Genomic DNA, 22,681 nt, shown 5'->3' on the forward strand with positions numbered 1-22,681 from the left:
CCGGAGGGCAGGCTGGCCCTCCCCGCGCCGGCGTCCGGACGATCAGACCGCGCAGCAATAAGCGTGCGGCAGTCAAGGAGAAGAACGCGTCGCCACGCGCCCGAGTGATGAACAACAGGGGCACCGCTTTACGACACGCCCGAGAAGCGCGCATCGCAATGCGCCGGGATGGGGAACAACGTGGGCACCGATTTGCAGCGACGCGTGAAGCATCCTTCCTGACGCAACGAGCGACTCGTTGCCACGGTCGTGACTCACGTCGCTCCTACAGGAAGCGCGCCCGCTCTTCGTCCGTCGGTACGCGACATTCCGTCGTGCCGAACCAACGGTAGCGATTTCGCGCAACCCAGCGGTACAGCGGATCACGTACTACGCGCGGTACCACGGCGATCACCGCCGCGAGCCGCCACACGCCACCCAACCCCGTCAGCACGCGCCGGATCGCATCGCTGTCCGTCCAGGCCTGCGTGCCATCCACCAGCAGGAACGAGGCCGGATCGTCAGGATCCAGGCCGTGTCCTGCCAGCAACGCACGCCCGGCGTCCGACTGCATGGCCGCGAAGCGATAGCGTCCTTCGCGATCGTGCTTCAGCAGGAACTTCACCCACCCGTTGCACAGCACGCAGACGCCGTCGAAGACAATGATCGGACCGTCGGGCTGCGGCGACTCAACCGACATCCAGCCACCCGCGGTAATGCACCAGCAAGCCCACGAACGGCAGGGACGCCCACACATCGAACGCGTAGCGCTCGCCGTCGGCGGATTCGCGTGCGCCAACGCCGGTGAACCAGCGCACCGGCAGCGACAGGCCGAACACGCGGACACGCGCAACCCGCCATGCGATGACGCCGTCGACGACCTCGAGCCGGAATCCGAACGTCGCCAGTCCCAGCTGCTCGCACAGCACCTCGCCCTCGCGCCACAGACGCGACGGCATCGCGCGACCGCCGATGAAGCGGGTCCACCGTTCCTGCAACGGCGACGCGTCGATCTCCACGCACAACGGACCGGCGCCCGCCGGCGGCAGTCGGGTGGCTGCCGCCACGAACCGCGACAGCAGGCCGCTGCCGCGCCTCACCTCGACCTCACCGCGGTACCGGTTCATCCCCTGCGCCACATGCAGCGCGCGCACCGGCGTGGGCAGCGTATCGAACGCTGGCCCCAGCACCTGCGCGAACAGCGAGGCTACGGCTGCATCCATGCGAGCGTGGCGATGCGTCCACTGCGACCATCGCGGCGATGCGAGAAGAAACGCGCGGGCTCGCTGATCGTGCAGAGATCGCCACCGTGGATATCGGCTGGCACCATGCCGCGCGCCACCAGCCGTCGGCGCGCCAGCGCGGGCAGGTCGGCCAGCCAATGGTCCTGGCGCGTCGGCGCGAAGCACGCTGCGGCACCGGCGTCATGGCTGACGAAGACGTCGAACACGTCCTTCCCCACCTCGTAGCGTGCCGGCCCCGCGGCGGGGCCGATCCAGGCGACCACATCCACGGCAGGCGTCCGCATCGCGTTGAGCGTGGCCTCCAGCATGCCTCTCGACAGACCCGGCCAGCCCGCGTGCGCCGCCGCCACTTCGCGACCGTCCTTCGCCGCGAACACCACCGGCAGGCAGTCGGCCGTGAGGATGGCCAGCACCACGCCGGGCGTCGACGTCACCAGCGCATCGGCGACGGGCTCGGCCGCCTCGGGATCGGCCGGCGCGTCGACGCGCAGCACATCGATGCCGTGGACCTGCTTCAGCCAGTGCGGCAAGGAAGGCAGGCCGGCGAGCTCGACCAGCTGCGCGCGATTGCGCGTGACGACGGCGGGATCGTCTCCGTCGGCGGCGTACTTGTTGCCTAGGTTGAACGTATCGAACGGCGCTGCGGAGAACCCGGCACCCTGCCGCAGTGTCGTGAATGCATGCACGCCGGCGGGTGCCGGCCAGTCGGCGGGCACCACCGGCGCACGGTTCATCCGCGCTTGGCCTGGCTGTCCGCGCGCAATGCCGCCAGCAGCGCGACCATGTCGGCCGGCACCGGCGCGGTGACGCGGACCGGTTCGCCGGTCACGGGATGGGCGAACTCCAGCGTCTCCGCATGCAGCGCTTGCCGGCGGAAGCTGCGCAGCACCGCGACCAGTTCGTCGCTGGCACCCTTCGGAAGGCGCAGCGGGCCGCCGTACAGCGGGTCGCCGATGATCGGGTACTTGATGTGCGCCATGTGCACGCGGATCTGGTGCGTGCGGCCCGTCTCCAGCCGGCATTCCAGCGCCGTGTGTGCGCGGAAGCGTTCGCGCAGGCGGTAATGGGTCACGGCATCACGGCCGTCCTCGCGCACCGCCATTTTCAGGCGGTCCCGCGGATGGCGGTCGATGGGCGCATTCGCCGTACCGCCGGACACCATCGCGCCGACCACCACCGCCAGGTATTGGCGGTGCACGTCGCGCGAGGCCAGCTGCGCCACCAGCGAGGTGTGCGCCGGCAGCGTGCGCGCGACCACCATGACGCCGGACGTGTCCTTGTCCAGCCGGTGCACGATGCCCGCGCGCGGCAGCGCCGACAGCGACGGATCGCGGAACAGCAGCGCATTGACCAGCGTGCCGGTCGGATTGCCGGCACCGGGGTGCACGACCAGCCCGGCCGGCTTGTCCAGCACGAAGACGTGTTCGTCCTCGTACAGGATGTCCAGCGGGATGTCCTCGGGCTCGGCATGGGTCTGGGTGTCCAGCACCACGTCCAGGCTGGCGGTCTCGCCGCCACGCACGGGGTCGCGCGGGCGCACGGTCTCACCGTTCAGCAGGGCATTGCCGGACTTGATCCACTCGGTCAGGCGCGAGCGGGAGAATTCGGGGAACAGCTCGGCCAGGACGGCGTCGAAGCGCCGGCCGGACGCGCTGGCGGGCACGATGGCCGTGCGGGGGGTGTCGGGGGTCTCGGGGGAGTCGGTATCGGTCATGCGGGAAAGACATCCAGGAAGGCCATGTTCCGGTCGTATTGGCCGATTGTTCATGGCAAGGGCGGCGCCTAGGCTATCATCGACGGCCTGTTTCCCTGCCGCGGCCTGCCGCCAGCCCATGACCCAGCGTGCCCTCACCCGCTTCTCCCGCTCCTCCGCGACCTCCCGCGTCGTCCTGCTGGCCCTGGTCGTCGCCCTCACCGGTACCGGCTGCGGCAAGATCTTCAAGAAGAAGGAAGTCGAGAACCAGCCCGTCGAGGTGATGTACGAGGAAGCGCACGGGGCGATGCAGAACAACAACTGGGACCGCGGCCTGCAGAACTTCCGCCGCCTGATCGCCCAGTACCCGTACGGCCCGTACACCGAGCAGGCGCTGATGGAAACCGCCTACGCCGAGTACAAGGCCGGCAAGCTGGACGACGCCGTGACCACGGTCGACCGCTTCATCCGCACCTACCCGACCCACCGCAACATCCCGTACATGTACTACCTGCGCGGGCTGGCCAACTCCAACCGCGACACGGTGTTCCTGCAGAAGGTCTGGCGCCTGGATGCCAGCCGCCGCGACCTGGCCACGCCGATGCAGGGCTACAACGATTTCGCCCGCGTCGCCGAGAACTACCCCAACAGCCGTTATGCCGCCGACGCGCGCCAGCGCATGATCCAGCTGCGCGACCAGTTCGCACTGCATGAGCTGGACACCGCGATCTACTACCTGCGTCGCGACGCGTGGGTGTCGGCCGCCAGCCGCGCCCGCTACCTGCTGGAAACCTACCCGCAGAGCGCCTACCAGAACGACGCCATCGCCGTGCTCGGCGAGGCCTACACCCATCTGGGCAACCAGACCCTGGCGGCCGATGCCAAGCGCGTCCTGGAGCTCAATGACCCGCGGCACCCCTGGCTGGTCGGCAAGTTCCCCGACTATCCGTGGATGGTGCGCCGCCTGAACCCGTTCGCCGGCGAGAAGTCGAGCAACACGGTCGAGCAGCGCAAGGACGACTGACCGTCCTGACATAACAAGAAAAAAGAAAAAGGGCCTCACGGCCCTTTTTCTTTACCTGCCACCCTGTCGTGGCCCGATCAGTCGGCGGTGCCGGCGCCATCCCAGTCGAAGCGCGTCAGCACCGCCAATTGCTGCGGCTCCATCACGCCGTTGTGTTCGATGCCATCGATCACCCAGGTGGGGAACACGGTGACGCCCGCGGCCGCACAGGCGGACGTCATCGGGGTATTGCGCCCGCCGGGCGCGCATTCCACGTACGGCAGCCGATCCGCCGCATGCCCGAAGTGGCTTTTCTGCCGGCTGCATTCCACGCACCAGGACGCGCCGTAGAACTTCGCACCGTAGTCGGACAGGTGCTGCGCCAGCGCCTCGGCCCGGCGGCTTTCCGGCCGCTGGTGCAGCAGCCCGCTCTGGTGGACGTGCAGCAGGGCCACAACCAGCACCACCGGCACAGCGTGCACGCCCCACCAGCGTCCCCAGGCTTGCCCGGGAGCAGACGCAGGACGGCGCAGCTGCAGCCACACGAACATCGCCGCCAGCACGGCAAGTGACGCCAGGCAGCCGATACAGAAGGCATCGAGCACCAGCTTGCCGACGAGCGTCAGGTAGACACTGATCGCCAGCCCCAGCAGCGCCAGCCGCCATTGCCGCTGCCAGCGCAGCAACAGCGAGGCCTTGCGCGACAGCGACACCAGTGCCACCAGCGCGTACAGGCCGAAGCCCCACAGCGCCATTGGCAGACCCAGCAGCGTGGACCAGCCGCTGCGCTGGATGGCATCGCAGCCACCGTCGGCCGTACAGAACGCGGAAGCCGAACCGCTGCCCGCCGTCCACGTGAGGTAGCCGGTGATCAGCAGGCCCAGCGCCGCCAGCGCGAACATCACCCGATCCGGCGGGGTCGCCGGACGCGGCGTGGGGGTCGCCGGACGGTCGCGGTGCGCCGTGCTCTTCTTCTTCCTGCTCATCGTGTTCTCCGTGTCGGCGGTGCGCGGCGACGGGCCGGCGTCAAAGCGCGTATTTGTTGGTGATCGGGTAGCGGCGCTCGCGACCGAACGCGCGGCGCGAGACCTTCGGCCCCGGCGCGGCCTGGTGGCGCTTCCATTCGTTGATCCGCACCAGGCGCAACATGCGGTCGACGGTGGCGGCATCGAAACCGGCGGCGACGATCTCGTCGCGCGACTGTTCCAGGTCGACGTAGCGGAACAGGATGGCGTCCAGCACGTCGTACGGCGGCAGCGAATCCTGGTCCTTCTGGTTCTCGCGCAGTTCCGCCGACGGCGGACGGTCGATGACGGCCGGCGGAATCACCGGCGCGCCGCCCACGGTATTGCGCCAGCGCGCCAGCGCGAACACCTCGGTCTTGTACAGATCCTTGATCGGCGCGTAACCGCCGCACATGTCGCCGTAGATGGTCGCATAGCCGACCGCGTACTCGCTCTTGTTACCGGTCGTCAGCAGCAGGCCGCCGAACTTGTTGCTCAGTGCCATCAGGATCACGCCACGGCTGCGCGACTGCAGGTTCTCCTCGGTGGTATCGGCCGCTTTGTCGCCGAACACCGGGCCAAGCGCTTCAAGGAATCCCTTGAACGGCGCTTCGATCGAGATCGCTTCCAGCTTCACGCCCAGCGCCGCGCACTGCTCGGCGGCCAGATCGTTGGACAGGCCAGCGGTATAGCGCGACGGCAGCCGCACCGCAGTGACGTTGTCCGCGCCCAGCGCATCCACGGCAAGTGCGAGTACCAGCGCCGAGTCGATGCCGCCGGAGAGGCCCAACCACACCTTCGAGAATCCGTTCTTGCCGCAGTAATCGCGCAGGCCGCGCACGATGGCACGCCATGCCAGCGCGTCACGGCTTTCGTCGCCGTCGTCCATCCAGACCACCGGACTGAACTTGCGCGTGGCGACGTCGAAATCCACCACCAGCCACTGGTCGGTAAATGCCGCCGCGGCGGGATGCACGGTGCCATTGCCATCGGCAACGACGGACGCGCCGTCGAACACCACCGCATCCTGCCCGCCCACCACGTTGAGATAAGCCAGCGCCATGCCGGTCTCGCGCGTGCGCTCGGCGATCAGCGCATCGCGCTGGGCGTGCTTGTCGCGGTCGAACGGCGAGGCGTTCGGCACCAGCGTCAGCACCGCACCGGCCTTGCCGGTCTCGGCCAGCGGTTCCGGGAACCACAGGTCCTCGCAGATCACCAGCCCCAGCGGCACCCCCTTCACTTCGAAGGTGCAGGCGCCGCCATCCGGATCCACGTCGAAGTAGCGGCGCTCGTCGAACACCGCGTAGTTCGGCAGCTCGCGCTTGCGGTAGGTCGTTTCGATGGCGCCGTCGCGCAACACGCTGGCCGCGTTGTAGACCACGCTGCCCGCGCTCTGCGGCCAGCCCACCACCGCGACGATGCCATGCGTGGTGGCGGCGATCTCCGCCAACGCAGCCTCGCAGTCCGCCAGAAAGCGCGGCCGCAACAGCAGGTCTTCCGGCGGATAGCCGCTGACCGCCAGCTCGGGGAACAGCACCACGTCCGCGCCGTACTCGTCGCGCGCCTCGGCGATCATCCGCCGGATGCTGTCGCTGTTCTGCGCGACACCCCCGACGGGGAAATCGAACTGCGCCATGGCGATGCGAAGCATGGGGGTCATATCGGCCTTCAGGATCTGCCCCTTCCCCCGTGCGCGGGGGAAGGCTGGGATGGGGGCAAGTGTCCGAGTTCGCTGAGTATCAGCGCCCGGACACCCTCGAGGTTCACCATGACCTCATTATTCCAGAAGCGCAGGATGCGGAACCCTTTCCCTCGGAGAAATGCATCGCGTGGGCCGTCGATCTTGGCGTCCATGTGCTGCCCGCCATCCACTTCGACGATCAATCCTGCTTCCAGGCAGACGAAATCGGCGATGTAGGGGCCGATGGGATGCTGGCGCCGGAAACGAAAGCCTTCCAGTTGGCGATCCTTGAGGAAACTCCAGAGTTTCCGCTCCGCCAGCGTCATGTTCCGCCGCAACTCGCGCGCGCGGTCGCGTTTCTGTCCTTGTCGCATGGGCACATCCTGTGCGGTGGCTGCGGAGGCATTCTGCCCCCATCCCAACCTTCCCCCGCAAGCGGGGGAAGGGGCTGATCGCGCGCGTTTCAGGATCAGGACCGGGATAGGGATCGGGACTTGGATCTGGGGAACATGCAGGCCCCCTTGGACCAGCCCCCTCCTCCGCTTGCGGGGGAGGGTTGGGGTGGGGGCCGACGGAACACGCGCATCTGGATGCAACCGGGATAACCCAAACACCTACTTCCGATAACAAAAAGCAGAAAGCCGCCCGGAGGCGGCTTCCTGTATCGCCGTTGGGCGAGGCTTACTTCTTCAAGCGCGCCGCGATGGCCGCACCCAGGTCGCCCGGCGAACGCACGGTGGTCACGCCCGCGGCTTCCATCGCCGCGAACTTGCCTTCCGCCGTGCCCTTGCCACCGGAGGCGATCGCACCGGCATGGCCCATGCGCTTGCCGGCCGGGGCCGAGGCGCCCGCGATGAAACCGACGACCGGCTTCTTCACGTGGTTCTTGATGTACTCGGCGCCGGCTTCCTCGGCGTCGCCACCGATCTCGCCGACCATGATGATGCCTTCGGTCTGCGGGTCTTCGTTGAACAGCTTGAGGCAGTCGACGAAGTTCAGGCCGTTGATCGGGTCGCCGCCGATGCCGATGCAGGTCGACTGGCCCAGGCCCACTTCGGTGGTCTGCTTGACCGCTTCATACGTCAGCGTGCCCGAGCGCGACACGATGCCGATCTTGCCCGGCATGTGGATGTGGCCCGGCATGATGCCGATCTTGCACTCGCCTGGGGTGATCACGCCGGGGCAGTTCGGACCGACCAGCACGGTATCCGGATGGGCGCGGGTCAGCACGTTCTTGACGCGCAGCATGTCCAGCACCGGGATGCCTTCGGTGATGCAGACGATGACCTTGATGCCGGCCGCAGCCGCTTCAAGGATGGCATCGGCCGCGAACGGCGGCGGCACGTAGATGACGGACGCGTCGGCGCCGGTGCTCTTGACCGCATCGGCGACGGTGTCGAACACCGGCAGGTCGATGTGGGTGGTGCCGCCCTTGCCCGGGGTGACGCCGCCGACGACCTGGGTGCCGTACTCGATCATCTGGGTGGCGTGGAAGGTGCCCTGCTGGCCGGTGAAGCCCTGCACGATCACCTTGGTGTTCTTGTTGATCAAAACAGACATGTGAATTCCTTGGTGTCGGGATCAGGCGGCGTTCTTGACCGCTTCAACGACCTTCTTGGCGCCGTCGTTGATGTTGTCGGCCGGAATGATGGCCATGCCGCTGTCGCGCAGCAGCTGCTTGCCTTCTTCCACGTTGGTGCCTTCCAGGCGCACGACCACGGGCACCTTGACGCCCACTTCCTTCACCGCGGCGATGATGCCCTCGGCAATCATGTCGCAGCGGACGATGCCGCCGAAGATGTTGACGAAGATGCCTTCGACCTTGTCAGAGGACAGGATCAGCTTGAAGGCTTCGATCACGCGCTGCTTGTTGGCACCGCCGCCCACGTCGAGGAAGTTCGCCGGCTCGCCGCCGTTGAGCTTGATGACGTCCATCGTGGCCATCGCCAGGCCCGCGCCGTTGACCATGCAGCCGATGTTGCCGTCCATGGTCACGTAGTTGATGTCCATCTCCGAGGCCAGCACTTCGGTCTCGTCTTCCTGGCTCTTGTCGCGCATCGCGACCAGGGCCTTCTGGCGGAAGTTGGCGTTGTCGTCGCTGTTGAACTTGCCGTCCAGCGCGTACAGGTTGCCGTCGTCCAGGATCGCCAGCGGGTTGATCTCGACCAGCGCCAGGTCCTTCTCGTTGAAGATGCGGTACAGGTTCACCATGATGTTGGCGAACTGGCCGGCCTGCTTGGCGGTCAGGCCCATCTTGAAGCCGAACTCACGGCCCTGGTAGCCCTGCACACCCTCGACGAAGTCGACGTTGAGCGTGTGGATCTTGTCCGGCGTCTCGGCCGCGACCTGCTCGATCTCCACGCCGCCTTCGGACGAGGCGATGTAGGTGATGGTCTTGGTGCCGCGGTCGACCAGGACCGACAGGTACAGCTCCTTGACGATCTCGCCGGCGGTGGTCACCAGCACCAGGTCGACCGGCAGTTCGACGCCGGCGGTCTGGTAGGTGGCCATCTTGGTGCCGAGCATCTTGCCGGCGGCCGCCTTCACGTCGTCGGTGGTCTTGCAGAACTTGACGCCGCCAGCCTTGCCGCGGCCGCCTGCGTGGATCTGGGCCTTGACCATCCAGGGTCCGTTGCCGAGGGACTGCGCTGCCGCAACCGCCTCATCTGCCGTGGCCGCGACTTTGCCGGCCGGGACCGGGATGCCGTATTCGGCCAGCAGCTGCTTGGCCTGATATTCGTGGAAATTCATGCGTCACCGTGGGTAGGGAACAGAAGACACTGCCCGGGCCGGGGCCATGGGGGGCGGCGGCCGGGCAAGCCCCCTATTGTCGCCGACGCGGCCGGGGGGCGCAAAACCCGGCATCTAAGCCTTTGGTGGCAAAGGGGCTGGCTGGGCGATCCGGCGGCCCGCATGCCTATACTGTGGGCCTCGCTACAGGGGAAGTACGCGTTTGCGCCAGGCCCAGTCGCTCCTGTCCCGCATCGAATCGGTACCGCGCCGCGAACTGTATTTCTTCGCGCTGTACCGCGTCCTGGAAGCAGGCATCCTGGCCGCGCTGATGTTCAGCCCGTTGGGGGCTGTTCTGGGCGAACCCCGCCATCCCGACCTGGGCACCGCGGTCACGGTGGTCTACCTGGTGCTGGCGCTGGTGCTGTTCTTCGTCGGCCGCAGCGTGCAGTGGCTGGTCTGGATCGTCTTTTTCAGCGTCTGCGCCGACATCGTGGTCGCCGCGCTGATCACCCATGCCCTGCCCGGCGCCACCGCCGGCGTGGCCATGATGCTGTTGTTCAACGTGTCGGCCGCGGCACTGCTGCTTCCGCGCACCCGGATGGCGCTTGCCGTGGCCCTGCTGGCCATCGCCGGCCTGTTCGGGGAATACCTGTTCACCCAGTTCCACGATGGCAGCACCGCGCGCTCGGCCGCCGAGGTCATCATGTTCGCGGTGAGCTACCTGGCACTGGCCTATCTGGCCCACCAGGCCGGCCAGAAGGCGCGCACCAGCCAGGCCCTGGCGGACAAGCGCGGCGAGGAAGTGGCCAACCTGTTCGAGGTCAACGAGCTGATCATCCGACGCATGCGCACCGGCGTGCTGGTGGTGGATGCGGACAACCACATCAAGCTGGCCAACGAGGCCGCCAGCCTGCTGCTGGGCGATGGCGGCGACGGCCAGGGCGCGGACGGCAAGGGCGTGTCGCTGCTGCACGCCGCGCCGGAACTGGCCCGTCGCCTGCAGCGCTGGCGCAACGGCTGGCAGACCGACGAGACGCCGATGCAGTTCTCGCCCGACCAGCCGGAAGTCCAGCCGCGCTTCGCCCGCCTGCTCGCCGACAGCGAGACCTCGCTGATCTTCCTGGATGACGCCACGGTGGTGTCGCGCCGGGCCGAGTCGCTGACCCTGGCCGCACTGGGCCGCTTTTCGGCCAGTCTTGCGCACGAGATCCGCAACCCGCTGGCCGCGATCAACTATGCGGTGCAGCTGCTGGAGGAATCCCAGCAGGTCAACGACGGCGATCGCCGGCTGCTGCAGATCATCCACCAGCAATGCCAGCGCACCAACGGCATCGTCGAAAGCGTCCTAGGCCTCGCGCGGCGCGAACGCGCCACGCCCGAGCATGTCGACCTCAACACGTTCGTCCGGCGCTTTGTCGACGACTACCAGCAGACGCTGTCCATCGAGACCGACACGCTGGAAACCATCCTCGGCGCCAAGCCGGTGCCAGCCCTGGTCGATCCGCGCCACCTGCAGCAGGTGGTAACGGTGCTGGTGCAGAACGCGTTGAACTACGGCCGCCTGCCGGGCGAGTCCGCGCGCATCCGCGTCCGTGTCTTCAATGCCGAAGGACGCCCCACCGTCGACGTGATGGACCGCGGCCCGGGCATCCCGGAAGCCGTCGCGGCGCAGCTGTTCCGCCCGTTCTTCACCACCTCCGAGCACGGCACCGGGCTGGGGCTCTACATCGCCCGCGAACTGTGCCGGGCCAACCAGGCCACGCTGGAATACGTGCCGGTTCCCGGCGGTGGCAGTTGCTTCCGCGTCACCCTGCCCGGTCCGCACGCACTGCTGCCGGCGTGACGGGCGGGCCGCAGTGCGTTTTCCCCTCGGCGAGACCTCGCGTACCATCATTCACATTCAGCCTATACACTGGTCGCACAGGGGCACGAGGGGAGATGCATGAATCAAAGCCGTAGCGCCCTGATCGTCGACGACGAACGCGATATCCGTGAACTGCTGACGTTGACGCTGGGCCGCATGGGCCTGCGCATCGACACCGCCGCCAACCTCGGCGAGGCCCGCGAACTGCTGGGCCGCAACACCTACGACCTGTGCTTCACCGACATGCGCCTGCCGGACGGCAACGGCATCGACCTGGTCGGCGAGATCTCGCGCAACTACCCCAGCACGCCAGTCGCGATGATCACCGCATTCGGCAACATCGAACTGGCGGTGGAAGCGCTGAAGGCGGGCGCCTTCGACTTCGTCAGCAAGCCGGTGGACCTGACCGTCCTGCGTGGACTGGTGAAGCACGCGCTGGAGTTGAACAACAGCGAACGCGCCCCGCCACCGCCGCCACCGCCGGAACAGGCCAGCCGCCTGCTCGGCGCCTCGGCCGCGATGGACGGCCTGCGCGAGACCATCGGCAAGGTCGCCCGCAGCCAGGCGCCGGTCTACATCATGGGCGAGTCCGGCACCGGCAAGGAGCTGGTCGCCCGCACCATCCACGAGCAGGGTGCCCGCGCACCCGGCCCGTTCATCCCGGTCAACTGCGGCGCCATCCCGGCCGAGCTGATGGAGAGCGAGTTCTTCGGCCACAAGAAAGGCAGCTTCACGGGCGCGCACGCGGACAAGCAGGGGCTTTTCCAGGCAGCGAACGGCGGCACCCTGTTCCTCGACGAAGTGGCCGAGCTGCCGCTGCCGATGCAGGTCAAGCTGCTGCGCGCCATCCAGGAGAAGGCGGTGCGCCCGGTCGGCGCCTCCGGCGAGGTGCAGGTGGACGTGCGCATCCTGTCGGCCACCCACAAGGACCTGGGCGAACTGGCCGCCGACGGCCGCTTCCGCCACGACCTGTACTACCGCATCAACGTCATCGAGTTGCGCGTGCCGCCGCTGCGCGAGCGCACCGGCGACCTGGCCCAGCTGACCAGCGCCATCCTTGAGCGGCTGGCCGCCCAGCATGGCCGGATGGCGCCCTCGGTCTCGCCCGAGGCGATGGAAGCGCTGGGCCGCTACCCGTTCCCGGGCAATGTGCGCGAACTGGAGAACATCCTGGAGCGCGCGCTGGCCATGTCCGAGGGCCACAGCATCGAGATCGACGACCTGTACCTGCCGCAGGCCCCGGCCGGCAAGAAGTTCGGCGGCGACTTCAGCCCCGGCGAGGTGGTCCGCGACGCACCAGGCGCGGTGGACGTGGACCCTGCCGCCGGCGGCGCCCTGCCCGACTACATCGAGCAACTCGAGCGAGCCGCCATCCAGAAGGCACTGGAAGAGAACCGCTGGAACAAGACCAAGGCGGCCGCGCAGTTGGGCATCACCTTCCGGGCGTTGCGTTACAAGCTCAAGAAGCTGGGCATGGAGTAGGCCATTCAAGGCCTTACGCCACACCTATATATAAGTCTCGGCGCAAGCGTGCGCCGCATCGCACAGTGACCCGGGTGACGTGCAGCGTCACATTCTGACGCGACTGGTCACCTCACCAATGGAGCGTCAGAGGATTGGCACGGGGCGCCTAAAAACACCCGATTGCCCAATCTGTGACATGGGCCGGCATTGGCCGCACTTCCCGATACCCAACGTAAAAAAATGATGCGATAGTCCCGCCCGACTTCGGTGTCAGGGTTTCTTCCGGGGAAGTGTGGGGGAATCGCTGGGGGTATCAGAAGTTGGCACGCATCCTGCTCTACATCCCTGCACGCGTCGTAAGCGGTTGTACGCGGCGCCCACGGTCCATGTAGGGACACGGGGCTTGTGTCCCTAAACCATCAAGCCAATCCTGAAAGGGGAAATACCATGAAGAAGAACGCCCAGGGCTTCACCCTGATCGAACTGATGATCGTCGTCGCCATCATCGCCATCCTGGCCGCCATCGCGCTGCCGGCTTACAACAACTACCGCATCAAGTCGGCCGAAAACGCCTGCTTGGGCGAAGCGAAGGCCTACATCAACTCGGCCGTCTCGGCGCTCGTGTCCGACCTGCCCGACGGCGTGCCGGAATACACCGCCAGCGCGTGCGTGGATGACGGCCAGGAAGCCAGCATCACCGAGGCCAACTACGCCGACGATACTGCCGAAGTCACCTTCACCCCGCAGGATCCGGGCGACGAAGTCACCACCTGCAACATCTCGAGCGCGACCTGCACCCTGCCGTAAGCGCTTCGCAAGAAAAAAGCCCCGCTAGGCGGGGCTTTTTTTTGCCCGTCATTCGGAGGTCCCGGGAAGATAATGTGCTCATCGTCACTTATCGAGAACATTTCCCGAAAGTCGGCGCCAACCTCCAGCTTGTGGCGCACAACTTGCTTATTACAGATGGGGAAACACCATTATCTGAGGAACACCATGTCGCGCACGGCACGTGGCTTCACGCTGATCGAACTGATGATTGTCGTCGCGATCATTGCCATCCTGGCGGCCATCGCGCTGCCTGCCTATAACAACTATCGTATCCGGGCTGCGGAGGGCGCGTGCCAGGCAGAGATGAAGAACTACGCCAATTTCGCGCTCGCCACCTTGAACAACCAAGATACGCCCGGCGAAGCTCCCCGTAGCGCATGCCGCTTGGCGGACGATGCCACCGTCATTGGCGCAGACATAACCGGCACTCCCGTCGACCCCGGTCTCCGCCGGACCCTGTGCGACATGGAGACGGGCAACTGCCGTCTGGAGTAACGTGGCCTGCGGTTCAGCCCCACTCAGGCAACTGGACCGCACGATGCTCTTCAAATCACGCTGCACAAGGTGATGAAAGCATAAGATTGAGATCGCGAGCCGATCTGGAGATTTATCATGAGCGCTGTCCCCGCACCGAACCTTGTCGGCATAACTGGTCTGGCACGTCGACTCGTACAGGATGGCGCGCTAGATGAAGCGACTGCCCGTACCGCGATGGCCCATGCGTCAGAGGCAAAACTGCCTCTACCGCAATGGATCGCAGAAAAGCGTCTGGTGACCGCTCCGCAACTGGCAGCCGCCAACGCCATGGAATTCGGCATGCCCCTGCTGGACACGCAGGCGTTCGATCCCTCGCACAGTGCGATCAAGCTGGTCAGCGAGGAACTGCTGCAAAAGCATCAGGTGCTGCCGCTGTTCAAGCGCGGCAACAAGCTGTTCGTGGGCGTGGCCGATCCGACCCGCAGCCACGGCGCGCTGGACGAGATCAAGTTCCACACCAACCTGATCATCGAGCCCGTGCTGGTCGATGAGGATCAACTGCGTCGGACTCTGGAACAGTGGCAGAACGCCGCGAATGCGCTGTCCAGCAATTTCGGCGACGACGATGACGGGCTGGACAGCCTGGACGTGGACGCCAGCGACGACGAAGGCAGCAGCGAAAGCGCGGTGGACGCCAAGGGCGACGACACGCCGGTGGTCAAGTTCGTCAACAAGGTGCTGGTGGATGCGATCAAGCGCGGCGCCTCGGATATCCATTTCGAGCCCTACGAGAACGACTACCGCGTGCGCCTGCGCGTGGACGGCATCCTGAAACAGGTGGCCAAGGCACCGACCAAGCTGAAAGACCGCATCGCCGCGCGCATCAAGGTCATGGCGCAACTCGACATCGCGGAAAAGCGCGTACCGCAGGACGGCCGCATCAAGCTGAACTTGTCCAAGAGCAAACAGATGGACTTCCGCGTCAGCACGCTGCCGACGCTGTTCGGCGAGAAGGTCGTGCTGCGTATCCTGGACGGCAGCGCCGCCAAGCTGGGCATCGACAAGCTGGGTTACGAGCCGAACCAGCAGAAGCTGTTCGAAGAAGCCATCCAGAAGCCCTACGGTATGGTGCTGGTCACCGGTCCTACCGGCTCGGGCAAGACGGTCAGCCTGTACACCGCGCTTGGCATCCTGAACGACGAGACCCGCAACATCTCCACGGCGGAAGATCCCGTGGAAATCCGCCTGCCGGGTGTTAACCAGGTTCAGCAGAACAACAAGCGCGGCATGACCTTCGCCGCCGCGCTGCGCAGCTTCCTGCGCCAGGATCCGGACATCATCATGGTCGGCGAAATCCGCGACCTGGAAACCGCCGAGATCGCCATCAAGGCTGCGCAGACCGGCCACATGGTGCTGTCCACGCTGCACACCAACGACGCCCCGCAGACGATCGCCCGCCTGATGAACATGGGCATCGCGCCGTACAACATCACCAGTTCGGTGACGCTCATCATCGCCCAGCGCCTGGCGCGGCGCCTATGCTCGAAGTGCAAGCGACCAGAGCAGGTGCCCCACCAGGCCTTGCTGGCAGAGGGCTTCAGCGAAGCCGAGATCGCCACCGGCTTCACCGTCTACGAGGCGGTTGGCTGCGACGAATGCACCAGCGGCTACAAGGGCCGTACCGGCATCTATCAGGTAATGCCGATGAACGAGGCCATCCAGGAGATCGTGCTGGAGGGCGGTAATGCCTTGCAGATCGCCGAGGCGGCCCAGAAGGTCGGCATCAACGACCTGCGCCAGTCCGCGCTGCTGAAGGTTCGCAATGGCGTTACCAGCCTGGCCGAGATCAACCGCGTTACCAAGGACTGAGGCTGGTTGCCCGCTGAGCGCCGTACTGCAGCGCCCGGGAGCACGCGGGCGCCTGCATCACGCCTGAGATCGATCCGTATCACCGAAACCCGGCCCCCGTCACAGGCGCGACGCTTCCATTGGGCCGATTACCGGCTACCATGCGGCATTGACAGTCCGGGTGGGGAAATCCGGACAGGGGACTACCGATGGCCGTGACCCGTTCTGCCGCGAAGAAGACCACAAGCGCGCCCGTTCGCGAGAATCCGCTGAACCTGTTCGTCTGGGAAGGCACCGACAAGCGCGGCGTCAAGATGAAGGGCGAGCAGCAGTCGAAGAACGCCAACTTCCTGCGCGCCGAACTGCGCAAGCAGGGCATCACCCCTAGCGTGGTGAAGGTGAAGCCGAAGCCGTTGTTCGGCTCGGCGGGTAAGCCAGTCTCTCCGAAAGACATCGCGTTCTTCAGTCGCCAGATGGCGACGATGATGAAGTCCGGCGTGCCGATCGTGTCATCGCTGGAGATCATCGAGAGCGGACAGAAGAACATCCGCATGAAGAAGATGGTCGAGCAGATCCGCTTCGACATCGAAAGCGGCTCGTCGATGTACGAGGCCATCAGCAAGCATCCTGTGCAGTTCGACGAGCTGTACCGCAATCTGGTGCGGGCCGGCGAGTCCGCTGGCGTACTGGAGACGGTGCTGGACACCGTCGCCAACTACAAGGAGAACATCGAAGCGCTGAAGGGCAAGATCAAGAAGGCGCTGTTCTACCCGGCAGCGGTGGTGGCCGTAGCCATTCTGGTCACGGCCGTCATCCTGATGTTCGTGATTCCGGAGTTCGAGAAGACCTTCGCCAGTTTCGGCACCGAGCTGCCTGCCTTCACCCAGATGATCATGTATGCCTCGCGCTTCATGGTCGGCTACTGGTGGCTGCTGCTGCTCATCATTATTGCCAGCGCCTTAGGCTTCAGTTTTCTGTACAAACGCTCGCCCGCGATGCAGCACGCACTGGACCGCATGATCCTGAAGGTACCGGTGATCGGCCAGATCATGCACAACTCGGCGATCGCGCGATTTGCCCGCACGACCGCGGTTACCTTCAAGGCAGGCGTGCCGCTGGTCGAGGCGTTGGAAACCGTGGCTGGCGCTACCGGCAACCTGGTCTATGAAAAAGCGGTCTTGCGCATGCGCGATGACGTGTCTGTGGGTTACCCGCTGAACATGGCGATGAAGCAGACCCAGCTGTTCCCGCACATGGTGGTGCAGATGACCGCCATCGGCGAGGAAGCCGGTGCACTCGATACCATGCTGTTCAAGGTGGCCGAGTATTTTGAGTCAGAGGTGAACAACGCAGTGGATGCCCTGTCCAGCCTGCTTGAGCCCTTCATCATGGTGATCATCGGGACGCTGGTCGGCGGCCTGGTCATCGGCATGTACTTGCCGATCTTCAAGATCGCAGCGACGGTCGTCGGCTGATACGTGGCATTCCTCGATCAGCACCCCGAACTGGGGTACCCGGTGGTGGCAGGCCTCGGCCTGCTGGTGGGCAGCTTCCTCAACGTGGTCATCTTGCGGCTGCCGCGGCGGCTGGAGTGGGAGTGGAAGCGCGACGCGCGTGAAGTGCTGGAGGAGCCGGAACTCTACGATCCGCCGCCGCCAGGCATCGTGGTCGAACGTTCGCACTGCCCGCACTGCAAGACCGCGCTGTCCTGGTACGAGAACATCCCGCTCTTCAGCTGGCTGGCGCTGCGCGGCAAGTGCCGGCACTGCAAGGCGCCCATCTCGCCGCAGTACCCGATCGTCGAGCTGCTGACCGCCCTGCTTGCGGTGGCCTCGGTTTGGCGGTTCGGTTTCGGCTGGCAGGGCTTCGGCGCTGCACTGCTGAGCTGCTATCTGGTGGCATTGAGCGGCATCGACCTGCGTACACGGCTGTTGCCCGACCAGCTGACCCTGCCGTTGATGTGGCTCGGCCTGATCGGCAGCCTCGACAATCTCTACATGCCGGCCAAGCCCGCCCTGCTGGGCGCGATCGCCGGCTACGTATCGTTGTGGCTGGTGTGGTGGCTGTTCAAGCAGCTCACCGGCAAGGAAGGCATGGGCCGCGGCGACTTCAAGCTATTGGCAGCGCTGGGTGCCTGGGTGGGCCTGAGCGGCGTGTTGCCGATCATCCTGATTTCCTCGCTGGTGGGGGCGGTGATCGGCTCGGCCTGGCTGCTGATCAAGGGTCGCGATCGCGCCACGCCGATTCCGTTCGGGCCCTACCTCGCGGTTGCGGGTCTGATCGTGTTCTTCTGGGGTCCCAACCAGATCGCTGACGCCTACCTGCAGTACGCCGGATTCAGATAGTCCGTCTGCAAGGCAGCGCGCGCCCTGCCCCATAATCCGCCCATGAGCGAGTACTTCATCGGACTGACCGGCGGCATCGCCTCGGGCAAGAGCGCGCTGGAAAGGGCCTTTGCCGCACATGGCATCGTGGTCGCAGATGCCGACCTGCTGGCACGTGAAGTGGTGCAACCGGGTGCCCCTGCGCTGGCGGCCGTGATGGAACGCTTCGGCCGGACCGTTCTGCTGGCGGACGGCCAGCTCGACCGCGCCGCCTTGCGCCAACGGGTGTTCGGTGACGAAGAGGAGCGTCGTGCGTTGGAAGCGATCCTGCATCCCGCCATCCGTACGCGCCTGCAGGAGATCTGCCAGAACGCCACGAGCCCTTACGCGATCGCGACGATCCCGCTGCTGGCCGAAGGCGGCGGCCGAACGAACTATCCCTGGCTGCACCGCATCCTGGTGGTCGATACGCCAACGTCCGTGCAGAAGGCGCGGCTGATGCAGCGCGACGGCATCGACGCGGCGCTGGCGGAAAAGATGATGTCAGCGCAAGCATCGCGCGCGGACCGACTGGCGCTGGCCGACGACATCGTGGTCAATGACGGCGACATCAGCCACCTGCAGCGCGCGGCCGATGCACTCCACCAACGCTACCTGGCGCTGGCAGCGACAACGTCGCCTGCCTGACGCCTAACCCTCCCAGAGACCCCGGATCGCGGCAATCCCCTGCGCGCCATGGCGGCGCGCCTGGAGCAGATCCGCTGGTGTCATGCCGCCGATCGCATAGATCGGCAGCGAAACACCCTCGCGCAGGCCGGCAAAGCCAGGCCATCCCAGCGGCTCGCCGCCCGGATGGCTGAGGGTCGGATAGACGCTCCCGACCACCGCGAAATCGCAGCCCAGCGCTTCCGCCTGCCGCAGGTCCGCTGCCACATGGCAGGACGCCGCGACCGGAAGTCCGGCCGGCAACGGGCGGGCTGACAGGTCCCCGAGTTGGGACGCGCGCAGATGGACACCCACCTGCAGCTCCTGCGCCAACGCGATGTCGCCATTGAGCAGCACCTCGGCGCCAGCTTCCCGGCAGCGCGCGACGGCCTGCGTCGCCAGTGTCCGCCAAGCGTCTCCCGACAGGCTACGGACGCGGATCTGGACGCGACGTATCCCGGCGGCGAGCGCCCGCTCCAGCGCAGCCAGCCAACGGCCCGCGTCTTCCGGCTCCGGGGTGACCAGATAGCGGTCCGGTTGCATCAGCGCCGCCACCACGGGGCGGTCGGCCGGCGGCATGTCGTACCGCATCAGCTTGTCCGGGGCGACCCAGGCCAATGCCTGCCCTTCATGCCCACGCGGCGTGCCGGTCCAGCCGGTCAGGTGCCGCACTTCCAGGCACAGCCGCTTGTCGGGGTACTGCTGCGGGACGCTGATGACGTGGTCGCCTACCCTCGCCTCGATGCCGAGCTCCTCGCGCAACTCGCGCACCAGCGCATCCTCCGGGCTTTCGCCTGGCTCCTGCTTGCCACCGGGAAACTCCCAGCGGCCCGCCAGATCCCGCCCCTCCGTCCGGCGTGCGAGCAGGATGCGGCCGCGGGCGTCGGTGATGACCGCGGCCATGACGTGGATCGAGCGCAAAGGGGTGAGCATGGAGGCAGCTTGCCGGGAACCGGCAGGTAGACGCAAATAGTCTTGTCAGGCTTGGCCCGGCGCAAAGAAAAAGCCGCGCAGTGCGCGGCTTTTTCCATCAGGCGACGCAGCGAAGCGTCAGGCCAGCTGGCCGTGGCAGTGCTTGAACTTCTTGCCGCTGCCGCAGGGGCATGGATCGTTGCGGCCGACCTTGGGCGCCTCGCGCTGCGCCGGCATCGGGCCGGACTGCACGTAACCGCCCTGTGCCGCCGCCTGGCGCTGTGCCTGCTCGGCCTCTTCGTCGGCACCATAGCCGCCGGCGTCCTGGTGCTGGAACTGCATCTGCCGGGCCTGCGCCTCGGCCATCGCGCGCTCCTGCGCTTCCAATGCCGCAACCTCTTCCTCGCTACGGATGCGCACGCGCGACAACAGCGTGACCACTTCGCTCTTCACCCGCTCCAGCATGCTGGAGAACAGCTCGAAGGCTTCCTTCTTGTACTCCTGCTTCGGCTGCTTCTGCGCGTAGCCGCGCAGGTGGATGCCCTGGCGCAGGTAGTCCATGCGCGCCAGGTGCTCCTTCCAGTTCTTGTCGAGCACGGTCAGCATGATGTGCTTTTCCAGTGCACGCATGGTCTCGCCACCGATCGCCGCTTCCTTGTCGGCAAAGTGCTGGTCCATCGCCTCCTGCACGCGGCGCTCGATCGTCTCGGCATCGAGCTCCTCGGACTCTTCGCGCCAGCGGGTCACGGGGATTTCCGCCCCCATCTCCTCGCCCAGTTCGCTTTCCAGGCCGCGCAGGTCCCACTGCTCGTCCACCGAGTTCAGCGGCACGAAGCGGGCCACCGTCTCGGCGACCACGTCGCCGCGGATGCCGTCGATGTTGTCCTGCACCGACTCGGCGTCGAGCAGCTCGTCGCGCTGGGCGTAGATCACCTTGCGCTGGTCGTTGTTGACGTCGTCGAAATCCAGCAGGTTCTTGCGGATGTCGAAGTTGTGCGCTTCCACCTTGCGCTGCGCCTTCTCGATCTGCCGGCTGACCAGCTTGTCCTCGATGACGTCGTCTTCCTTCATGCCGATCAGCTTCATCGCCTTCTGGACCCAGTCCGAGGCGAAGATGCGCATCAGGTTGTCTTCCAGCGACAGGTAGAAGCGGGACGAACCCGGGTCACCCTGGCGGCCGGAACGGCCACGCAGCTGGTTGTCGATACGGCGGGATTCGTGGCGCTCGGTGCCGACGATATGCAGGCCGCCGGCCGCCTTCACGGCGTCGTGGCGCTGCTGCCAGTCGGCCTTCACCGCGGCGCGCGCGGCGTCATCGGCTTCTTCGCCCAGCGCTTCGTATTCGGCTTCCAGCGAACCGCCCAGCACGATGTCGGTACCGCGACCGGCCATGTTGGTGGCGATGGTGATCGCGCCCGGACGACCCGCCTGCGCGACGATGTGCGCTTCGCGCTCGTGCTGCTTGGCGTTGAGCACTTCGTGCGGCACGCCCGACTTGTTGAGGAAGTCGGACAGCATTTCCGACGTCTCGATCGAGGTGGTGCCCACCAGCACCGGCTGGCCACGCTGGTAGCACTCCTGGATGTCGGCCAGCACCGCCTTGAACTTGCCCTGGCGGTTGAGGAACACCTGGTCCGGCGAATCCTTGCGGACGGTCGGGCGGTTGGTCGGAATGACGATGACTTCCAGGCCATAGATGCTCTGGAACTCGAACGCTTCGGTGTCGGCCGTACCGGTCATGCCGGACAGCTTGTTGTACATGCGGAACAGGTTCTGGAACGTCACGCTGGCCAGCGTCTGGTTCTCGCGCTGGACCGGCACGCCTTCCTTCGCTTCGACCGCCTGGTGCAGGCCGTCGGACCAGCGACGGCCCGCCAGCGTGCGGCCGGTGAATTCGTCGACGATGACCACCTCGCCATCGCGCACGATGTAATCCACGTCGCGCTGGTAGATGGCATGCGCGCGCAGCGCCGCATTGAGGTGGTGCACGACGGACAGGTTGTTGGCGCCGTACAGCGGCTCTTCCTCGCTGATGATGCCGGCCTGCAGCAGCAATTCCTCGGCGTGCTCCATGCCCGCTTCGGACAGGTGCACCTGCTTGCCCTTCTCGTCGACCCAGTAGTCGCCCTCGGCTTCCTCGTTCTCCTGCTTGATCAGCTGGGGCACGATGCGGTTGACGCGGATGTACAGCTCGGGCGACTCGTCGGCCGGACCGGAGATGATCAGCGGCGTGCGCGCTTCGTCGATCAGGATGGAGTCGACTTCGTCGACGATGGCGTAGTGCAGGCCGCGCTGGAAGCGGTCGGCGCGCGACATCGCCATGTTGTCGCGCAGGTAGTCGAAGCCGAATTCGTTGTTGGTGCCGTAGGTGATGTCGGCGGCGTAGGCGCCCTGCTTGTCGCCGTGCGGCATGCCCGGGTACACCACGCCGACGCTCAGGCCCAGCCAGTTGTACAGGCGACCCATCCAAGCCGAGTCGCGGCGGGCCAGGTAGTCGTTCACGGTGACGACGTGCACGCCCTTGCCTTCCAGCGCATTGAGGTAGGTCGGCAGCGTGGCGACCAGCGTCTTGCCTTCACCGGTGCGCATTTCGGCGATCTTGCCCAGGTGCAGCACCATGCCGCCGATCAGCTGCACGTCGTAGTGGCGCATGCCCAGCACGCGGCGGCTGGCCTCGCGGCAGACCGCGAAGGCTTCGGGAAGGATCTTGTCCAGCGACTCCCCGCCGGCGATGCGCTGCTGGAACTCCGGCGTCTTCGCCTTCAGCTGCTCGTCGGTGAGCTTCTGCAGCTCCGCTTCCAGCGCGTTGATCTTGTCGACGGTGCGGTGCAGCTGCTTGAGCAGGCGCTCGTTGCGGCTGCCGAAGACACGGGTGAGCAGGTTGTTGATCATGTAGGGAACCGGAAAGGAAGGGAACGCCGG

At 66.1% G+C, this 22,681-nt stretch carries 18 protein-coding genes and 2 pseudogenes; 9 read left to right on the forward strand and 11 right to left on the reverse strand.

Features of this window, described 5'->3' with window-relative positions:
• Window positions 1-265: 265 nt before the first annotated feature.
• The 4 genes from IB225_RS06280 to rluD are packed head-to-tail and all read right to left on the reverse strand — an operon-like array spanning window position 266 to window position 2,937.
• Window positions 266-679, reverse strand: coding sequence for a thiol-disulfide oxidoreductase DCC family protein (locus IB225_RS06280; RefSeq protein WP_192310332.1), 414 nt, complete (start codon window positions 677-679; stop codon window positions 266-268).
• Entirely contained in the window at window positions 669-1,202 is a 534-nt protein-coding gene (locus tag IB225_RS06285) for a DUF4166 domain-containing protein (RefSeq protein WP_192310333.1), read from the reverse strand. Before IB225_RS06285 ends, IB225_RS06280 begins: the two co-directional genes overlap by 11 nt.
• Entirely contained in the window at window positions 1,187-1,957 is a 771-nt protein-coding gene (gene pgeF / locus IB225_RS06290; RefSeq protein WP_192310334.1) for a peptidoglycan editing factor PgeF, read from the reverse strand. Before pgeF ends, IB225_RS06285 begins: the two co-directional genes overlap by 16 nt.
• Complete coding sequence (gene rluD, locus IB225_RS06295) at window positions 1,954-2,937, reverse strand: 23S rRNA pseudouridine(1911/1915/1917) synthase RluD (RefSeq protein WP_192310335.1); 984 nt, start codon at window positions 2,935-2,937, stop codon at window positions 1,954-1,956. Before rluD ends, pgeF begins: the two co-directional genes overlap by 4 nt.
• A gap of 118 nt (window positions 2,938-3,055) precedes the next feature.
• Between rluD and IB225_RS06300 the strand changes: the two genes are divergently transcribed.
• Window positions 3,056-3,940, forward strand: a complete 885-nt coding sequence (locus tag IB225_RS06300) for an outer membrane protein assembly factor BamD (RefSeq protein WP_192310336.1) — start codon at window positions 3,056-3,058, stop codon at window positions 3,938-3,940.
• A gap of 77 nt (window positions 3,941-4,017) precedes the next feature.
• On the opposite strand, the gene IB225_RS06305 is transcribed toward IB225_RS06300, so the two are convergent.
• The 5 genes from IB225_RS06305 to sucC all read right to left on the reverse strand — a co-directional run bounded on the left by IB225_RS06305 (window position 4,018) and on the right by sucC (window position 9,355).
• Window positions 4,018-4,905, reverse strand: a complete 888-nt coding sequence (locus tag IB225_RS06305) for a vitamin K epoxide reductase family protein (RefSeq protein ID WP_192310337.1) — start codon at window positions 4,903-4,905, stop codon at window positions 4,018-4,020.
• Between the two features lie 40 nt (window positions 4,906-4,945).
• Entirely contained in the window at window positions 4,946-6,583 is a 1,638-nt protein-coding gene (locus IB225_RS06310; RefSeq protein ID WP_192310338.1) for an NAD+ synthase, read from the reverse strand.
• Between the two features lie 8 nt (window positions 6,584-6,591).
• Window positions 6,592-6,978, reverse strand: a complete 387-nt coding sequence (locus IB225_RS06315; protein ID WP_192310339.1) for an endonuclease domain-containing protein — start codon at window positions 6,976-6,978, stop codon at window positions 6,592-6,594.
• Between the two features lie 307 nt (window positions 6,979-7,285).
• Entirely contained in the window at window positions 7,286-8,164 is an 879-nt protein-coding gene (gene sucD, locus IB225_RS06320; protein WP_192310340.1) for a succinate--CoA ligase subunit alpha, read from the reverse strand.
• Between the two features lie 21 nt (window positions 8,165-8,185).
• Window positions 8,186-9,355, reverse strand: coding sequence for an ADP-forming succinate--CoA ligase subunit beta (sucC, locus tag IB225_RS06325; RefSeq protein ID WP_192310341.1), 1,170 nt, complete (start codon window positions 9,353-9,355; stop codon window positions 8,186-8,188).
• A 202-nt stretch (window positions 9,356-9,557) separates the two neighbouring features.
• On the opposite strand from sucC, the gene IB225_RS06330 reads away from it, so the two are divergent.
• The 8 genes and pseudogenes from IB225_RS06330 (at window position 9,558) to coaE (ending at window position 18,829) form a co-directional block, all read left to right on the forward strand.
• On the forward strand, window positions 9,558-11,180 hold the full coding sequence (locus IB225_RS06330) for an ATP-binding protein (protein ID WP_192310342.1): 1,623 nt from the start codon (window positions 9,558-9,560) through the stop codon (window positions 11,178-11,180).
• A gap of 99 nt (window positions 11,181-11,279) precedes the next feature.
• The gene (locus tag IB225_RS06335) at window positions 11,280-12,683 is read left to right on the forward strand and encodes a sigma-54 dependent transcriptional regulator (RefSeq protein ID WP_192310343.1); all 1,404 of its coding nucleotides are present in this window, start codon (window positions 11,280-11,282) and stop codon (window positions 12,681-12,683) included.
• 429 nt (window positions 12,684-13,112) lie between these two features.
• Window positions 13,113-13,205 (forward strand): annotated as a pseudogene (locus IB225_RS20350) (prepilin-type N-terminal cleavage/methylation domain-containing protein); the annotation flags it as partial.
• A gap of 453 nt (window positions 13,206-13,658) precedes the next feature.
• A pseudogene (locus IB225_RS20355) lies at window positions 13,659-13,772 on the forward strand (prepilin-type N-terminal cleavage/methylation domain-containing protein); the annotation flags it as partial.
• A gap of 333 nt (window positions 13,773-14,105) precedes the next feature.
• Window positions 14,106-15,839 (forward strand): type IV-A pilus assembly ATPase PilB, encoded by a 1,734-nt coding sequence (gene pilB, locus IB225_RS06350; RefSeq protein ID WP_192310346.1) that lies wholly within the window; start codon window positions 14,106-14,108, stop codon window positions 15,837-15,839.
• 188 nt (window positions 15,840-16,027) lie between these two features.
• Complete coding sequence (locus IB225_RS06355; protein WP_192310347.1) at window positions 16,028-17,293, forward strand: type II secretion system F family protein; 1,266 nt, start codon at window positions 16,028-16,030, stop codon at window positions 17,291-17,293.
• A gap of 3 nt (window positions 17,294-17,296) precedes the next feature.
• Window positions 17,297-18,163 (forward strand): A24 family peptidase, encoded by an 867-nt coding sequence (locus IB225_RS06360; protein ID WP_192310348.1) that lies wholly within the window; start codon window positions 17,297-17,299, stop codon window positions 18,161-18,163.
• Window positions 18,164-18,205: 42 nt separating this feature from the next.
• Window positions 18,206-18,829: a dephospho-CoA kinase gene (gene coaE / locus IB225_RS06365; RefSeq protein WP_192310349.1), complete on the forward strand. Its 624-nt coding sequence runs from the start codon at window positions 18,206-18,208 to the stop codon at window positions 18,827-18,829.
• A 3-nt stretch (window positions 18,830-18,832) separates the two neighbouring features.
• On the opposite strand, the gene IB225_RS06370 is transcribed toward coaE, so the two are convergent.
• Together IB225_RS06370 and secA are read right to left on the reverse strand one after the other, a co-directional pair.
• On the reverse strand, window positions 18,833-19,780 hold the full coding sequence (locus tag IB225_RS06370; protein ID WP_192310350.1) for a Nudix family hydrolase: 948 nt from the start codon (window positions 19,778-19,780) through the stop codon (window positions 18,833-18,835).
• 117 nt (window positions 19,781-19,897) lie between these two features.
• Window positions 19,898-22,651, reverse strand: coding sequence for a preprotein translocase subunit SecA (secA, locus tag IB225_RS06375; protein ID WP_192310351.1), 2,754 nt, complete (start codon window positions 22,649-22,651; stop codon window positions 19,898-19,900).
• Window positions 22,652-22,681 lie beyond the last annotated feature (30 nt).

It is taken from the genome of Pseudoxanthomonas sp. PXM02, assembly GCF_014851805.1.
Classification (GTDB): Bacteria; Pseudomonadota; Gammaproteobacteria; order Xanthomonadales; family Xanthomonadaceae; genus Pseudoxanthomonas_A.

Excerpts from the sequence above, each read along its gene's own strand:
- IB225_RS06280 (WP_192310332.1), bottom strand. The coding sequence starts at position 679 with ATGTCGGTTGAGTCGCCGCAGCCCGACGGTCCGATCATTGTCTTCGAC.
- IB225_RS06285 (WP_192310333.1), bottom strand. The coding sequence starts at position 1,202 with ATGGATGCAGCCGTAGCCTCGCTGTTCGCGCAGGTGCTGGGGCCAGCG.
- pgeF (WP_192310334.1), bottom strand. The coding sequence starts at position 1,957 with ATGAACCGTGCGCCGGTGGTGCCCGCCGACTGGCCGGCACCCGCCGGC.
- rluD (WP_192310335.1), bottom strand. The coding sequence starts at position 2,937 with ATGACCGATACCGACTCCCCCGAGACCCCCGACACCCCCCGCACGGCC.
- IB225_RS06300 (WP_192310336.1), top strand. The coding sequence starts at position 3,056 with ATGACCCAGCGTGCCCTCACCCGCTTCTCCCGCTCCTCCGCGACCTCC.
- IB225_RS06305 (WP_192310337.1), bottom strand. The coding sequence starts at position 4,905 with ATGAGCAGGAAGAAGAAGAGCACGGCGCACCGCGACCGTCCGGCGACC.
- IB225_RS06310 (WP_192310338.1), bottom strand. The coding sequence starts at position 6,583 with ATGACCCCCATGCTTCGCATCGCCATGGCGCAGTTCGATTTCCCCGTC.
- IB225_RS06315 (WP_192310339.1), bottom strand. The coding sequence starts at position 6,978 with ATGCGACAAGGACAGAAACGCGACCGCGCGCGCGAGTTGCGGCGGAAC.
- sucD (WP_192310340.1), bottom strand. The coding sequence starts at position 8,164 with ATGTCTGTTTTGATCAACAAGAACACCAAGGTGATCGTGCAGGGCTTC.
- sucC (WP_192310341.1), bottom strand. The coding sequence starts at position 9,355 with ATGAATTTCCACGAATATCAGGCCAAGCAGCTGCTGGCCGAATACGGC.
- IB225_RS06335 (WP_192310343.1), top strand. The coding sequence starts at position 11,280 with ATGAATCAAAGCCGTAGCGCCCTGATCGTCGACGACGAACGCGATATC.
- pilB (WP_192310346.1), top strand. The coding sequence starts at position 14,106 with ATGAGCGCTGTCCCCGCACCGAACCTTGTCGGCATAACTGGTCTGGCA.
- IB225_RS06355 (WP_192310347.1), top strand. The coding sequence starts at position 16,028 with ATGGCCGTGACCCGTTCTGCCGCGAAGAAGACCACAAGCGCGCCCGTT.
- coaE (WP_192310349.1), top strand. The coding sequence starts at position 18,206 with ATGAGCGAGTACTTCATCGGACTGACCGGCGGCATCGCCTCGGGCAAG.
- IB225_RS06370 (WP_192310350.1), bottom strand. The coding sequence starts at position 19,780 with ATGCTCACCCCTTTGCGCTCGATCCACGTCATGGCCGCGGTCATCACC.
- secA (WP_192310351.1), bottom strand. The coding sequence starts at position 22,651 with ATGATCAACAACCTGCTCACCCGTGTCTTCGGCAGCCGCAACGAGCGC.